Annotated in this window: 13 protein-coding genes and 1 pseudogene; 8 read left to right on the top strand and 6 right to left on the bottom strand. The window is 72.6% G+C overall.

Annotation, left to right across the window (positions count from 1 at the left end):
- The first annotated feature begins 3 nt into the window (after nucleotides 1–3).
- Entirely contained in the window at nucleotides 4–657 is a 654-nt protein-coding gene (locus ABEA81_RS39075; protein ID WP_345612585.1) for a response regulator transcription factor, read from the top strand.
- On the opposite strand, the gene purU is transcribed toward ABEA81_RS39075, so the two are convergent.
- The 3 genes from purU to ABEA81_RS39060 are packed head-to-tail and all read right to left on the bottom strand — an operon-like array spanning nucleotide 654 to nucleotide 3,840.
- Complete coding sequence (gene purU, locus ABEA81_RS39070; RefSeq protein ID WP_345612583.1) at nucleotides 654–1,541, bottom strand: formyltetrahydrofolate deformylase; 888 nt, start codon at nucleotides 1,539–1,541, stop codon at nucleotides 654–656. The two genes, ABEA81_RS39075 and purU, sit on opposite strands and share 4 nt — an antisense overlap.
- Complete coding sequence (locus ABEA81_RS39065; protein ID WP_345612581.1) at nucleotides 1,538–2,470, bottom strand: methylenetetrahydrofolate reductase; 933 nt, start codon at nucleotides 2,468–2,470, stop codon at nucleotides 1,538–1,540. The genes purU and ABEA81_RS39065 overlap by 4 nt, the downstream gene beginning before the upstream one ends.
- On the bottom strand, nucleotides 2,470–3,840 hold the full coding sequence (locus ABEA81_RS39060; protein ID WP_345612579.1) for an aminomethyl transferase family protein: 1,371 nt from the start codon (nucleotides 3,838–3,840) through the stop codon (nucleotides 2,470–2,472). Before ABEA81_RS39060 ends, ABEA81_RS39065 begins: the two co-directional genes overlap by 1 nt.
- Before the next feature lie 314 nt (nucleotides 3,841–4,154).
- Here ABEA81_RS39060 and ABEA81_RS39055 point away from each other — a divergent pair, with 314 nt between their 5' ends.
- Genes ABEA81_RS39055 through ABEA81_RS39035 form a run of 5 tightly spaced genes read left to right on the top strand, consistent with a single transcriptional unit; the run spans nucleotide 4,155 to nucleotide 10,001 of the window.
- Nucleotides 4,155–5,558, top strand: a complete 1,404-nt coding sequence (locus tag ABEA81_RS39055) for an MFS transporter (RefSeq protein WP_345612577.1) — start codon at nucleotides 4,155–4,157, stop codon at nucleotides 5,556–5,558.
- A 9-nt stretch (nucleotides 5,559–5,567) separates the two neighbouring features.
- The gene (locus ABEA81_RS39050; RefSeq protein ID WP_345612575.1) at nucleotides 5,568–7,022 is read left to right on the top strand and encodes a S10 family peptidase; all 1,455 of its coding nucleotides are present in this window, start codon (nucleotides 5,568–5,570) and stop codon (nucleotides 7,020–7,022) included.
- Nucleotides 7,023–7,031: 9 nt separating this feature from the next.
- Nucleotides 7,032–7,778: an IclR family transcriptional regulator gene (locus ABEA81_RS39045; protein ID WP_345612574.1), complete on the top strand. Its 747-nt coding sequence runs from the start codon at nucleotides 7,032–7,034 to the stop codon at nucleotides 7,776–7,778.
- 48 nt (nucleotides 7,779–7,826) lie between these two features.
- A complete protein-coding gene (locus ABEA81_RS39040) occupies nucleotides 7,827–8,771 on the top strand; it encodes a PDR/VanB family oxidoreductase (protein WP_345612572.1) in 945 nt (314 codons plus the stop codon).
- A 9-nt stretch (nucleotides 8,772–8,780) separates the two neighbouring features.
- Nucleotides 8,781–10,001 (top strand): cytochrome P450, encoded by a 1,221-nt coding sequence (locus tag ABEA81_RS39035; protein ID WP_345612570.1) that lies wholly within the window; start codon nucleotides 8,781–8,783, stop codon nucleotides 9,999–10,001.
- Here the strand turns inward: ABEA81_RS39035 and ABEA81_RS39030 are convergent.
- On the bottom strand, nucleotides 9,998–10,426 hold the full coding sequence (locus tag ABEA81_RS39030; RefSeq protein WP_345612568.1) for a MerR family transcriptional regulator: 429 nt from the start codon (nucleotides 10,424–10,426) through the stop codon (nucleotides 9,998–10,000). The genes ABEA81_RS39035 and ABEA81_RS39030 overlap by 4 nt on opposite strands.
- A 24-nt stretch (nucleotides 10,427–10,450) precedes the next feature.
- Between ABEA81_RS39030 and ABEA81_RS39025 the strand changes: the two genes are divergently transcribed.
- Nucleotides 10,451–11,902, top strand: a complete 1,452-nt coding sequence (locus ABEA81_RS39025) for an MFS transporter (protein ID WP_345612566.1) — start codon at nucleotides 10,451–10,453, stop codon at nucleotides 11,900–11,902.
- 45 nt (nucleotides 11,903–11,947) lie between these two features.
- Here the strand turns inward: ABEA81_RS39025 and ABEA81_RS39020 are convergent, their stop codons facing one another.
- On the bottom strand, nucleotides 11,948–13,459 hold the full coding sequence (locus ABEA81_RS39020; protein WP_345612564.1) for a carboxylesterase/lipase family protein: 1,512 nt from the start codon (nucleotides 13,457–13,459) through the stop codon (nucleotides 11,948–11,950).
- 72 nt (nucleotides 13,460–13,531) lie between these two features.
- Here ABEA81_RS39020 and ABEA81_RS39015 point away from each other — a divergent pair, with 72 nt between their 5' ends.
- A complete protein-coding gene (locus ABEA81_RS39015) occupies nucleotides 13,532–14,134 on the top strand; it encodes a TetR/AcrR family transcriptional regulator (RefSeq protein WP_345612562.1) in 603 nt (200 codons plus the stop codon).
- A 145-nt stretch (nucleotides 14,135–14,279) separates the two neighbouring features.
- On the opposite strand, the pseudogene ABEA81_RS39010 reads toward ABEA81_RS39015, so the two are convergent.
- A pseudogene (locus ABEA81_RS39010) lies at nucleotides 14,280–14,550 on the bottom strand (hypothetical protein); the annotation flags it as partial.

Genomic DNA, 14,550 nt, shown 5'->3' with positions numbered 1-14,550 from the left:
ACGATGAGCGCCCTGCGGGTACTCGTCGTCGACGACCACTCCGTGGTCCGGCGCGGCGTGGTCTCCTACCTCGACGTGCTCGACGACGTCGAGGTGGCGGGCGAGGCCGTCGACGGCAGGGACGCCCTCGACAAGCTCGACGCCCTGAACGCCGCCGGGGCGCTGCCGGACGTCGCGCTCATGGACCTGCAGATGCCCCGCATGGACGGGGTCGCCGCCACCGCCGAGATCGCGCGGCGGTTCCCGTCGGTGCGGGTGGTGATCCTGACGAGCTTCGGGGAGAACGAGCGGGTGCACGCGGCGCTGCAGAGCGGCGCCGCCGGCTACCTGCTCAAGGACGCCGGGGCGGCGGAGCTCGCGGCCGCGCTGTACGCCGCGGCCCGCGACGAGGTGTTCCTCGACGCCGCCGTCGCCCGGCGCCTCGCCCAGGAGATCCGCGGCCCGCGCAGCGGCCTGGCCGCCCTCACCGCCCGGGAGCGCGAGATCCTCGTCCTCGTGGCGGCGGGCCTGTCCAACAAGGAGATCGCGGCCGAGCTCGTGATCAGCGAACGGACGGCCCGCACGCACGTGAGCAACGTGCTGGGCAAGCTGAACCTGACCTCCCGCACCCAGGCCGCGCTCGTCGCGGTGCGAGAGGGCCTGGTGGCGCCGAGCTAGTGCAGGACCACCGTCTTCGTGCCGTTGAGGGCCACGCGGTTCTCCGTGTGCCAGCGGACGGCGCGGGCCAGTGCCCGGCATTCCACCTCGCGGCCGTGGGCGGCGAACTCCTCCGCGCTCATGGTGTGGTCCACCCGCATGAGCTCCTGCTCGATGATCGGGCCCTCGTCGAGGTCGGCGGTGACGTAGTGGGCGGTGGCGCCGATGACCTTGACGCCGCGGGCGTGCGCCTGGTGGTACGGGCGGGCGCCCTTGAAGCTGGGCAGCATCGAGTGGTGGATGTTGATGGCCCGCCCCTCCAGCTGCTTGCACAGGTCGTCGGAGAGGATCTGCATGTAGCGGGCGAGCACCACGAGGTCGATCCGCTCCTCGCGGACCATGTCGAGCAGCGCCGCCTCGGCATCGGGCTTCGTGTCGGCGGTGACGGGGATGTGCCGGAACGGCACGTCGTAGTTCTCGGCGAGCCGGCCCAGGTCGGGATGGTTGGACACCACGGCGACGACGTCGAGGTTGAGCTCGCCGACCGACGTGCGGAACAGCAGGTCGTTGAGGCAGTGCGCGAACTTGCTGACCATGATCAGCACGCGCTGGCGCTCGGAGGCGTCGACCAGGCGCCACGTCATGCCGAACCGGGCCGACACGCCGGTGAAGGCGGCGCGCAGGGCGGCGACGTCGAGCTCGCCTCCGTCCGCGCGGGCGAACTGCACCCGCATGAAGAACGTGCCGCTGTCCGGGTCGTCGAACTGCTGGCTCTCCCGGATCGTGCACCCGTGCTTCACGAGGAACCCGGAGACGGCGTGCACGATGCCGAGCGTGTCGGGGCAGGACAGCGTCAGAACGCAGCGCTGTTCAACTGAGCGCCGACCAGGGCGGTCGGTGGTCACGAGGCCTCCAGGCGGGCGAGCCATTCCTTGCGCCATGTCTGCGTCTTCTCCAACTCGTTGAAGGTGAAGACGTGGAACCCTGCCAGGTTGCTGTGCGGCTCACCGAAGCTGGGGGTGAGCCTGCGGATGAGCCGGTTGGGGCTGTAGCCGCCCGGCAGGAAGAACCGCCAGAGCATGCTCTGCTGCTTCTTGAGGAAGCGGGCGGACTGGCCGAGCCCGATCCCGGCCGTGATCCGCACGAGCTTCTGGCGGCTCACGGCGCCGGGGATGCCGACGCGCACGGGCAGGCCGACACCGCGGGCCTGGATCGTGCGGGCCCAGCTCACCGTGGTGTCGGCGTCGAAGCAGAGCTGCGTGATGACCTGAGTCGCGTGCGGGGCCTTCTGCTCGAGGGCCTTCTCGATCAGGTCGTCGCTGATGTGGCCGTGCCCCTCGGGGTAGCCGCCGACGCCCACGGTCGAGAAGGGGTGCCCGATCTCGTCGAGGCGCTGCAGGAGGCTCAGTGCGTCGGGGAACGTGCCGGCGGGCTCCGCCGCGTCCCCGCCGATCACGAAGACGCTGCGCACGTCCGCCTCGCGCAACTCCGCGACGAGGTCGGCGAGGTGCGCGTCGTCGCGGACGAGCCGGGCCGCGAGGTGGGGGGCCGCTTGGTACCCGTGGCGGGAGAGGCGCACGGCCAGGTCGACGGTGGGGCCGAGGCCCTTCGCCTCCGTCGTGGTGACGGTCAGCGGGACGTCCTGGGGGACGTGCTCGAGTACGGCCGCCTCGGTCTTCTTGAACGGGAGGATCTCGTAGCTGGCGTTCCGCAACGCCCGGACCAGCGTCTCCCGCCGCGAGAGGACCGGTTCGGAGCGGGTGGCGGGCTCGTTGGTGGCGGGCTCGTTGGTGGCTCGGTCGTTGGTGGCTCGGTCGTTGGTCTCTGTGGACATCATTTCCCCCGGTACTGGTCGCGGGCGAACTGCACGTACGGGGCCGGGGCGACGGTGGCCCGGATCTTCCAGAGCCGGTGCTCCTCGACCTGCGGCTTCGCGGAGTTGGGCTCCTCGCCCCACAGCACGACGACCTCGGTGCCCGGCCTGCTGTGGGCGACGTCGACGGTGGCGAGCGAGACCATGGCCCGCTCGTTCGCGATGTAGCCGCAATCGAGGGAGACGCCCACCTGCTCGGCGCCGTCGCCACCACCGATCAGGACCTTGTCCTGCTGGTGCAGGGCGTAGCGCGCCTTGGGCAGCTCGAGGTGCTTCGCGCCCGGGCCCTTCGCGAACAGCGAGCCGATCGCGGCGGCGACGTCGTCGGGGTTCCAGACGAGGGTGACCTTCCGGCGCGGGGGCGCCCCGGCGATCCGCTCCAGGGCGGCGCGGCCGACGAAGTCGTGGTCGAACCGGACGGTGCGGTCGTAGCCGATGTCGTACGGCGTGAGGTAGTGGTCGGCGATGTCGGTGGCGTCGACGCTGCCGCCGAGCGACCCGACGGCCGTGGCCGGCAGCCACTCGCGGTAGGCCGCGAGATGCGGGTCGTCGGCGAAGATCGCCGGGAGGGGTGCAGGCACCCAGCCGGACTCCAGGTTCGCCGTCGAGTAGGCCTTCGCGCCCGCCCGGACGAGTCCGTGCTCCTTCCCGGCCTCGAGCAGGGCGCTCAGCACGGCGTCGCCGTCCGCCCACGGTCCGAACAGCTCGAAGCCCGGCTGCCCGGCCATCCCGTGACGCAGGCCTCGGACCGGCCGGCCTGCGATCGTGAACTCGGCCATGTGGAAGAACTTCGTCGCGGGGAGCGGAGCGCCGGTGGCCCGCTCGATCACCGCGGCCGCGGTGGGGCCCTGCAGCTCGTAGCGGTAGAGCCGGGGCGGCCCGGACCGCACGGCGGAGTTGTCGTCGCGCTCGGCCCTTGCGTCGTGGTCGCCCGTCTCCAGGTGGAACTGCACCCAGTCGATCACCATGGGGTGCCCGACCAGGTCGTAGAGCTCGTCCTCCAGGTGGAAGAGGATGGCGTCGCCGATCAGGTGGCCGTCCGCGTTGACGGCGACGAACTGCTTGGCCCTGTTCACGCCGAAGTTCGCGAAGGTGTTCACCGCGAGCCCAGCGAGCAGGCGCTGCGCGTCCGGGCCCTCGAGGAACAGGTCGGTCATGTGGTGGGACTGGTCGAGCAGCGCGCACGTCCGCGCCCATGCCCGTTGCTCGGAGCGCCAGTTCGTGAACTCGGGCGTGATCGGGAAGGTGTGGGCCGGCGTCGCGGCGTTCCGGAGCAGCTCGACCGGGCTTCCGGCGCGGGCGATCGCGGCGGCGAGGCTCTCGGGGGGCACGTCATCGACGGTAGGAAGCGGGCCCCCGGCCCTCATCGCGCGGATGACGGCATCGAGGTGGCGGTCCGTCCGGGGGCGACCAGGACAGATGACGATGCAGGCGGGCCGGCCTTCCCGATCCGCTACACCGAGGCCGCCACCTGCGCCGCGGCGCCGAAGACCCTCGACCCGATCGACAGGGCCTTCGCACCGCTGCTCTCCCGCCGATCCGCGCTTCTTGCCGTTCCGGCAAGACACGGATCAGGACCGGCAACGGTCGGTTGAGACTCCACGAGCCCGGCGGACGTCCGGTGCCACGAGGAGTGAGGATCGACATGGTGCCCCCGACCGCCACCGGTGCGGACCGGCCCGCCGCCCGGCTGCCGTACGCATCGGTACTGGTGCTGACCTTGATGCAGGTGACGCTGGTGATCGACAACACCGTCGTCAACGTCGCACTGCCCGTGATCCGGGACGAGCTCGGCTTCTCCGCGGTGGGCCTGTCGTGGGTCGTGACGTCCTACGCGCTGGTCTTCGGCGGGCTGGTCCTGCTGAGCGGCCGGGTGGGGTCGATCATCGGTCCGCGGCGGGCGATGCTGATCGGGATCTCCGTCTTCGTCGCGGCCTCCGTCTTCGGTGGGCTGGCCGCCACCCCGGGAATGCTGATCGCGGCGCGCGTCCTGCAGGGCGTCGGCGCGGCGCTCGCGGCGCCCAGCACGCTGGTGCTGCTGATGTCGATCACCGAGCCGGGCGCGCAGCGGGCTCACGCGATGTCGCTGTTCGTCGTGTCGATCGGGCTCGGCGCCGCACTCGGGCTGCTCCTGGGCGGGGCGCTGACCTCCGGCCTCGGCTGGGAGTGGGTCATGTTCGTCAACGTCCCGATCGGCACCGTGGTGTTCCTCGGCGTCCGGGCGCTGGTGCCCGAGGCGGACCGCCACCCCGGTCGGCTCGACGTCGGCGGGGCGCTGACCTCCACGATCGGGATGCTGGCGGTGGTCCACGGCCTGACCGCGGCGGCCGACCGGGGCTGGGCGAGCGCGCCGGTGGTCGCGTCGTTCCTCGTGGCCGCAGCCGCACTGGTGGCGTTGGTGCTGACCGAGCGGCGGCACGGGGCACCGGTGGTCCCGCTGACGTTCTTCACGAGCATGGCGGGCGCCGCGCCGCTCCTGGCGATGATGCTGATCCCGGCCGGCCAGTTCGGCTTCCTCTACTTCGCCGCCCTCTACACCCAGGGCGTCCTGGGCTTCACGCCCCTGCAGACGGGCCTGTCCGTGCTGCCCTTCACGGCCGGCATGCTCACCACCAACGTCACGGTCAGCCGGCTGGTGACCCGTTACGGGGAACGCGTCGTCGGATCCATCGGCATGTTCGGCCTGCTGGCAGGCCTGGCGTGGATGTCCCGCCTCACGCCCGGCAGCGGCTACCTCGACGGGCTGTTCGGCCCGTTCCTGCTGCTCGGTCTGGGCGCCGGCCTCACCATCGCCCCGCTCACCGGGGTGGTCATGCACAACGCCCCGCGTGCGCACCTCGGTGCCGCCTCCAGCCTGAACCAGGCCATGCAGCAGCTCGGTGGATCCGTGGGGCTCGCGGTCCTGTCGACCGTCTTCGCCGAGACCGCCGACGCCTCCGGCGCGGCGACCGGCATCTCGACGGCGCTCACCGCCGGCGTCGCCTTCCCCCTGCTCGCACTGTTGCTGTTCGCGGTCTGGGCGCGGCGGACCGCCACCCGAGCGTTCTAGTGTCGGCACGTGGCCGACGAAGATCTCCGGAACGACAAGCCCGAACCGCCGACCGACGACCTGGTCACCACCTCGCACACGGTGCGCGGGCCGGACGGCGAGCTGGCGTACACCGCGACGGCGGGCCGGATCGTCGTGCGCAAGGAGAAGCACACCGACGGCACGTTCGACGGCCACGAACCGCACGCCGAGGTCTTCGTCGTCGCCTACACCGTCGACGGCGCCGAGCCGGGCACGCGGCCGGTCACCATCGCGTTCAACGGCGGGCCCGGCTCGTCCAGCGTGTGGCTGCACATGGGGCTCTTCGGGCCCCGGCGCGTCGTGATGGGCGACGCCGGGGCGCTCACGCCGCCGCCGTGGGGGCTCACCGACAACGAGGAGTCGCTGCTCGTCCACTCCGACCTCGTGTTCGTCGACCCGGTCTCCACCGGCTACTCCCGCGCCGTGGAGGGTGGCAAGCCGGCCGACTTCCACGGCTACACCGGGGACGTGGAGACCGTCGGCGAGGTGATCCGGCTGTGGGTCACGCGCAACGAGCGCTGGCTCTCGCCCAAGTTCCTCGCCGGCGAGTCGTACGGCACGCTGCGCGCCGCCGCGCTCGCCGAGCACCTGCAGGACCGGTACGGCATGTACGTGAACGGGCTGATGCTGATCTCGAGCGTGCTCGACATGGGCACGATCCGGTTCACCGAGGGCAACGACCGGCCGTACCCGCTGTTCCTGCCGACGTACGCGGCGATCGCCCACCACCACGGCCTGCACCCGGGCCGGACGCTCCCCGAGGTCCTCGCGGACGCCACCGACTTCGCCACTGGCGACTACCCGTGGGCCCTCGCCCAGGGCAACCGGCTACCCGCAGCCGATCTCGACCGCGTCGCCGCCCGGCTCGCGGCCCTGTCCGGGCTCGACGAGGGCTACGTCCGCCGGGTTCGGCTGCGGATCGAGCACCAGCGCTTCTTCCGGGAGCTGCTGCGCGGGTCGGGGCGCACGATCGGGCGGATCGACGGCCGGTTCACCGGCTGGGAGGCCGACGACGGCGGCGAGGTGCCCGGCCACGACCCGTCGATCGCCGCGATCACGGGCCCGTACACGGCCGCGATCAACTCCCATGTGCGCACCACGCTCGGCTACTCGAACGACCTGCCCTACGAGATCCTCACCGGCCGGGTGCAGCCGTGGTCGTACAAGGAGTTCGAGGGCCGCGCCGTCTCGGTGGTCGGGAAGCTGTCGGCGGCGATGCGCACCAACCCGCACCTGCGCGTCCACGTGGCCTGCGGTTACCACGACGGCGCCACCCCGTACTCCGCCGCCGAGCAGGTGCTCGCGGTGCTCCCGATCCCCGACGAGCTGCGCGACCGGATCGAGGTCCGCTACTACGAGGCCGGGCACATGATGTACGTGCACGAACCGAGCAGGCTGCGGCAGTCGGCCGACCTCGCCGCGTTCGTGAGGGCGACGCCGTAGCCTGCACGAATGCCGCGGGTGCGGACGGGGGAGTCGGTGGTCGCCCGGGTGGTGCGGGTGCTGGAGGCGTTCACCACGGACGAGCCGGCGCTCTCGGTCACCGAGATCGCCCGGCGTTCCGCGTTGCCCGTCGCCACCGCCTCGCGGCTGATCGCCGAGCTCGCCGCGCACGGCCTGCTGGTTCGCAGCGAGGGTGCCGTCCGCGTCGGCGTGCGGATGTGGGAGCTGGCCCAGCGGGCCTCGCCCACGCTGTCGTTGCGCGAGGCCGCGATGCCCTTCCTCGAGGACCTGCACGCGGTGATCGGGCAGCACGTCCAGCTGGGGGTGCTCGACGGCGACGAGGTGCTGTTCGTCGAGCGGATGTCCGCACCGAACGCGGTGATCAACTACACGCGGATCGCGGGGCGGCTCGACCTGCACGCGTCCGCGTCGGGGATCGTGCTGCTCGCGCACGCCCCGGCGGAGCAGCAGGAACGCGTCCTCGCCGCACCGCTGCGGCGGTTCACGGCACGCACGCCCACCCGGCCCGGGCAGGTGCGGGAGATGCTCGCGGACGTCCGCCGGCAGGGGTACGCGCTGTGCGCCGGCTTCTACCACCTCGACGCCACGGGCGTGGCGGTGCCGGTGCGGGACGGCTCGGGCGCGGTGGTGGCGGCGCTCGGGGCGGTCGTGCCGAACGACGGCAACGCCTACCTGCACGTCCCGGCCCTGATGGCGGCCGCACGGGGGATCGCGCGCGTACTGGCCTCTCATTGATTGAGAACGCCGTACCGGCCCGGCGACGAGCTCGCCGATCCTGCCTGGATGAACGACGTCGTTTCGCTCGAGGTCGTGGCCAAGACCCCCGAGGCCGACGGCGTGGTCTCGCTGACGCTCGCCCGCCCGGACGGGCGAAGGCTGCCGGACTGGACCCCGGGCGCGCACATCGACCTCGTGCTCCCCTCCGGGGCAACCCGCCAGTACTCGCTCTGCGGGGACCGCTTCGACGCCCACGTCTACCGGGTCGGCGTGCTGCGCGAACCCGACGGCCGCGGTGGCTCCGCCTACGTGCACGACGTGCTCGCGCCGGGTGACGCCGTCGGTGTCGGCGGTCCCCGCAACAACTTCGCGCTCGTCCCGTCGGGGTCCTACCTCTTCGTCGCCGGCGGGATCGGGATCACCCCGCTCCTGCCGATGATCCACCAGGCCGACCTCCTCGGCGCCGACTGGGGGCTCCTCTACGGCGGCCGGACACGGCGGTCCATGGCGTTCCGCGACGAGCTCTCGGCCTACGGCGACCGCGTGCAGCTCGTCCCGCAGGACGAGCACGGCCTGCTCGACCTCACGACGTTCCTCGGCGAGCCGCGGTCGGGCGTCAAGGTGTACAGCTGCGGCCCGGCGCCCCTGCTCGCCGCGATGGAGCGGGTGTGCGCCGGGTGGCCCGCGCACACGCTCCACCTCGAACGCTTCGTCCCGAAGGACCAGGGCGCCCCCGCCCGCTCCGGCCCGTTCGCGGTGGAGCTGGCCCGCGCAGGCGTCGTGGTGGACGTGTCGCCGGGCGTCTCCGTGCTGGACGCCGTGCGCGCCGCGGGCGTCGACGTGCTGTCGTCCTGCCGGCAGGGGACCTGCGGCACCTGCGAGACGACGGTGCTCTCCGGCCGCCCCGACCACCGCGACTCGATCCTCGCCGACCACGAGCGCGCCGCGGGGGACTGCATGTTCCCCTGCGTGTCGCGCTCCTGCGACGACCGGCTCGTGCTCGATCTCTAGGAGGCTCCCGTGACCACCGCGCCCACGTCCGCCCCGCCGGGGGTGCCCACCAGCGCCGCCGACCCGTTCGCGCACGGCGTCCTCGAGGACCCGCTGCCGCTGCACGCGCGGCTGCGGGACGCGGGGCCGGTCGTGTACCTGACCAGGTACGACGTCTACGCGTTCGCGCGGCACGAGCAGGTGCACGCCGCGCTGACGAACTGGCAGGGCTTCGAGTCCGGAGCCGGGGTCGGCCTGTCCAACTTCCGTCACGAGACACCGTGGCGCCCGCCGAGCCTGCTCCTCGAGGCCGACCCGCCGCGCCACGACGCGCCCCGCCGCGTGCTCTCCGGGATCCTCGGCGCGCGGGCGCTGCGCCGGCTGCGCGAGCGGTGGGCCGCCGCGGCCGACGACCTGGTGGAGCGGCTCCTCGCCGGCGGGGACACCGAGCTGGACGCCGTCCCGGCGCTCGCCGAGGCGTTCCCGCTGCGGGTGTTCCCGGACGCCGTCGGGCTGCCGCCGGACGGGCGGGAGAACCTGCTGCCCTACGGCGAGCACGCGTTCAACGCGTTCGGCCCGAGCAATGACCTGGTCGCGAAGGGCGCACCCCGGGTGGCGGAGCTGTCGGCGTGGGTGAACGCGCGGTGCGCACGCGATGAGCTCGCCCCGGACGGGTTCGGCGCCCGGATCTGGGAGGCCGCCGACCGCGGCGAGATCACGCACGAGCAGGCGCCGCTCGTCGTCCGCTCGCTCCTCACCGCAGGCGTCGACACCACCGTCCACGGCCTCGGCGCCGTGCTCCACGCGTTCGCCACGCACCCGGCGCAGTGGGCGCGCCTGCGCGCCGAACCCCGGCTCGCACGGGTGGCGTTCGACGAGGCCGTGCGCTGGGAGTCGCCGGTGCAGACGTTCTTCCGGACCGCGACCACCGACGTCGCGACCACGGACGGCGCCATCGTCCCGCGGGGCCGCAAGATCCTGATGTTCCTCGCGGCCGCGAACCGCGATCCCCGCCGCTGGGCCGACCCCGACGCCTTCGACCTGTCCCGCGACCCGTCCGGGCACGTCGGGTTCGGGATGGGCATCCACCAGTGCGTGGGCCAGCACGTGGCGCGGCTCGAGGCGGAGGCGCTGCTCACCGCCCTCGTCCGGCGCGTCGCGACGATCGAGCCCGCCGGACCGAGCCGGCGCCACCACAACAACACCCTGCGCGCATGGGAGTCGCTGCCCGTGCGGCTTGCCGTCCGTTAGGCCGTCGGGGCCCAGAAGCGGTCGGCCTCACCCGCGGCGAGCCGGCCCCGGTACACGTCGATCTTGTGGTCGATGAGCTCGAGGTTCTGCTGGAGCTCCGCGATCCTGGCGAGCACCTCGGCCCGGTGGGACTCGAGCAGGGCGAGCCGGTCCGGCTCGTTGCCGTGGCCGGCCGAGACGAGCTGGGCGTAGCGCCGGATGCCGCGGATGGGCATGCCGGTGGCCCGCAGCTTGCTGCAGATCTTGATCCAGTCCAGGTCCAGCTTGCGGTAGCGCCGCCGCCCGCTCGCGGTGCGGTCGACGCTGGTGACGATGAGGCCGGCGCGCTCGTAGTAGCGCAGGGTGTGGACGCTGACGCCGGTGCGGCGGGCCGCCTCGGCGATGGTCACACCCGATTCCGGGACGGGCTGCTTGACTTCGAGCACGCTCTCAATTCTAGCGTCGACGGCATGAGTACTCCCGCGGTGCAGGACACCGTGACAGGCGAGCTCGGGCGCCGCCGCCGGCTCCTCGTGCTGGCGATCTGTTGCGCCAGCATCGTCGTGGTGGTGATGGACATCTCCATCGTCAACACCGCGCTGCCCGCGATCCGCCAGGACCTGAACGCGTCGGTGTCCGGCCTGCAGTGGACGGTCGACGCGTACACCCTGGTGCTGGCCGGGTTCCTCCTCCTGGCCGGCTCCACCGCCGACCGGTTCGGCCGCAAGCGGATCTTCCAGGTCGGCCTCGCCGTCTTCGGGCTCGGCTCGCTGCTGTGCGGGCTGGCGCCGAGCATCGGGTGGCTGATCGCGGCGCGGGCGCTGCAGGCCGTCGGCGGGACGATGCTCAACCCGGTGGCGATGGCGATCGTCGCCACGACCTTCCCCGACCCGGCCGAGCGCGCGCGGGCGATCGGCGTGTTCGGTTCGATGTCGGGCCTGTCGCTCGCGCTGGGCCCGATCCTCGGCGGCGCCCTGGTCGACGGCATCGGCTGGCGCTCCGTCTTCTGGATCAACGTGCCGATCGTGGCCGCCGCGATCGGGTGCACCCGGCTCTTCGTCCCCGAGTCCCGGGCCCCCCGGGCGCGCCGGTTCGACCCGGTAGGGCAGCTCCTGGTGGTCCTCGTGCTCACCGGGGTCGTCTCCGCGATCATCGAGTCCCACGCGTCCGGCTGGACCTCCCCGCTCGTCCTGGGGCTGCTCGCCGTCGCCGCGCTCGCGGTGCTGGGCATCCTGGCCTACGAACCGCGCCGCGCAGACCCGCTGCTGGACCTGCGCCTGTTCCGCAGCATGCCGTTCAGCGGGGCGATCCTGATGGCGCTCTTCGCGCTGTGCGGGTTCGGCGCGTTCCTGTTCGTCACGCCGCAGTACCTGCAGGACGTGCGAGGCATGTCCGCGCTGGCGGCAGGCCTGTCCCTGCTCCCGGTCGGGGTGCTGATCATCGCCCTCTCGCCGGTCACCGGGTGGCTGGTCGGAGCGCGCGGTCCCCGGTTGCCGCTCCTCGTCGCCGGGGCCGCGCTCGCGCTGGGCGGCCTGGCGTCCACGTGGATCGGACCGGCCACCCCGCTCCCGGCCGTGCTCGCGACCTACCTGCTCTTCGGCGTCTTCCTGGGCGCCGTCAACCCGCCGATCACGAACACGGCGGTCTCCGGCATGCCGCGCTCCATGGCCGGGGTGGCGGCGGCGACGGCCTCCGTGGGCCGGCAGACCGGCACGACCCTCGGCGTCGCCATCGCCGGCACGATCATGGGATCGAGCGCGGCCGCCGGCGGCGCGGCCTTCACCGGCGCGGCGACCGGCGTCTGGTGGCTCCTGCTGGGCCTCGGTGCCGGGATCGTGGTCCTGGCCCTGGTCAGCACCGGGGCCCGGGCGCTCGGCAGCGCCCGACGGGTGGCGGGGCTCGTCGAGGAACGGGCACTGTGACCCGGCGGTGCGAACGACGCTTCCGGTCGGACGGACCATTGAAGATCAAGCTGAGCTCGTCCCGATGTCGAACCGGGCCGGCGTGTGGTCCTCCCAGATCTGGCGTGAGGCCTCTTCGGGGTAGGGGGTGGTCCTCGACCGGGCGTCCAGGACCCGGGTGAGGCGCTGATCGGGGCGGTGTGCAGCCCATCCGGGGTCGCCGGTGGCGGCGAAGCGGGCCCACGCCTGCTGGAGCTCCTGCGACACCCTGAGGACCTCGGGGCTGGGTGGGTCGCCGAACACCTGCCTGCCGGTGGGGCTGTCCAGCGTGCCGAAGGCGAGGGAGACATCGAGGCTGTGACATGCGCCCAGGACCCCACCGAAAGTCCGTGAGGCCAGGCACAGCTCGAAGAGGAACGAGGTGCCACCCGCCACCGCGTTCGCCCGGGCCAGGTGCAGCGACGGCATCCGGAAGAGAGCGTCGGAGGAGACGGTTTCGAGCAGTTCCTCCGGGGTGGCCCGCGGGAACGCGGCGCGGTAGGCGTCCGCGCCGTCCGGGGGCGGGGCGAACAGGTCGAGGGCGGTGTGCGCATCCTGGTCGGTGAACGTGCCGACCCGCCCGGCCATGACGGTGAACAGCCGGAACTCGTCGCGGGTATGGCCGACGAGGAGTTCGACTCCGCTCGCACGGCCGCCGGTCAAGGCGGACCAGGGAGTTTCTGACAGGACGTCGCCGTCGACGACCGGGCACGCGGCCACGCCCACCTGGGCGAGCCGTCCCCAGTGCTCGCGGTCGGCGGACAGGTCGGCGTTGAGGGCGGTGAGCTCGTCGGCCAGCCGCCAGGGATCGACCTCGCTCAGGGCCGTCGATGTGGGCGCCCTCCCGCGCCGGTCGGCGAGGGCGGCCGCAACCTGCTCCGCGAGTGCACGCGAGCAGTAGTTTCCCGGCACGGAGTGGGTGATGGCCCGGCGGAACAGTCCGCGCGCCGGCTCCATCGTGAGCAGGGCGGCGATCGACCCCGCTCCGGCGGACTGCCCTGCCACCGTGACCCGGGCGGGGTCGCCTCCGAAGCGCGCGATGTTCCGCTGCACCCACCCCAACGCGGCTACCTGGTCCAAGAGCCCCCGGTTGGGCGGAGCGCCGTCCAGGAGAGCGAACCCCTCCACGCCCACCCGGTAGTTGAGGCTCACCACGACGAGCCCCGCCTCGCAGAGCCCCGCCGGGTCGTACGTCGGATCGCTGCCCACCGCCGTGATGTAGGCGCCGCCGGGGATCCACACCAGGACCGGCAGCCCTGCCACGCCCGGGTCGGGGGTGCAGACGTTGAGCGTCAGCCAGTCCGCGTCCCGTGCCGACTCCGCCTGGACCGGCCCGGACTGCGGTGGCGGAGGCCCGAACTCCGTGGCCCGCCTCGTCCCTTCCCAGCGTGACGGCGCAGCGGGCGCGGCAAAGCGGAGTTCCCCCACCGGGGGGCGGGCGTAGGCGATGCCGCGGAACTCGGCCAGCCCCGTCCGCCACCGGCCCTCCACCACGCCCTCCGTCGTAGGTATGCGAGGCCCTCCAGCCCGATAAGACATGCCACTCCCCCCGGCGACGTTCCAAGTCGATCGTATTATGTCAGCCGTATTGAAACGGGCAGGAGAGCCGGAATGCCAAAGCACGTCGATCACCGGGAACGCCGCGAGACGATCGCCCGGGCTCTGTGGCGGGTGGTGGAGCAGCACGGCCTCACGCACGCGACGATGCGCAACGTTGCGCGCGAGGCGAACATCTCCCTCGGGCAACTGCAGCACTACTTCTCGTCCCGGACGGCGATGCTCTCCTTCGCCATGGACTTCGCCTCCGAACAGAACGCGCTACGCGTCGAGCGGGGGCTCCACAGCCTCGGCCACCCCGCACACCCCCGCGACGTCCTGCGGCTGATGCTCACCGAGATGCTCCCTCTGCACCCCGACGCCCGGGCCACCAGCCGGATGAGCGCCGCCTACGTCCTGGAGGCGCTGCACGACGACGGCGTTCACGCGCGGGCGCGCGACGGCCTCCTCCACGGGCGGGCCATGGTCGAGGAGTTGGTCCGCCAGGCGATCGCCGACGGGCACATCGACCCGGATCGCGACCCGGTGGTCGAGACCGACCTGCTGCTCGCCCTCACCGGCTTCACCACCCTCCTCGAACTCGACGTGATCGAGCCCCAGGACGCCCTCGCCGCCATCGATCACCACCTGGACAGGCTGTTCACCCCATCCGGTTGATCATTCGAGGCCGGCCTGTCGACTGCCGCGCAAGCCCGCAGGCGAGAGACGCCGAGCAGCGGCCCCGGGCGGAGACTCCGCGAGGTTCTGGACCGCCCAGGGGCTGTCGGGCAGCCGTCTTCGCGAGCCGACCGCCAATGGCGCTTCAGAAGGGTGGGGCCTCGTCGTCGTCGGGGATGGCCTCGCCGTCCCACAGGACAGTGGTGCGGCGGGCGCGTTGGATGCGTTCCAGCCGTGCGGTGAGGTCTTTCGGCAGGCCGTTGCGGGTGGTGGTCTTGTCGGGTGGCATTTCGTCGTCGGTGCGGTAGTCGTGGGGGTGGCTGTGGTAGCGGTGCCCGGTGGGGGTGATCCATTGGATGCGTCCGTCGGGTAGTGCGCGCACGGCCCAGCCGGGGGCGTGTTTCATGCGGTGTTCG

Origin of the sequence: Pseudonocardia adelaidensis, from assembly GCF_039543345.1 — a bacterium.
GTDB classification, from domain to species: domain Bacteria; phylum Actinomycetota; class Actinomycetes; order Mycobacteriales; family Pseudonocardiaceae; genus Pseudonocardia; species Pseudonocardia adelaidensis.
The sequence above is the reverse complement of the archived record's forward strand: the minus strand, read 5'-3'. Positions and strand labels throughout refer to the sequence as shown.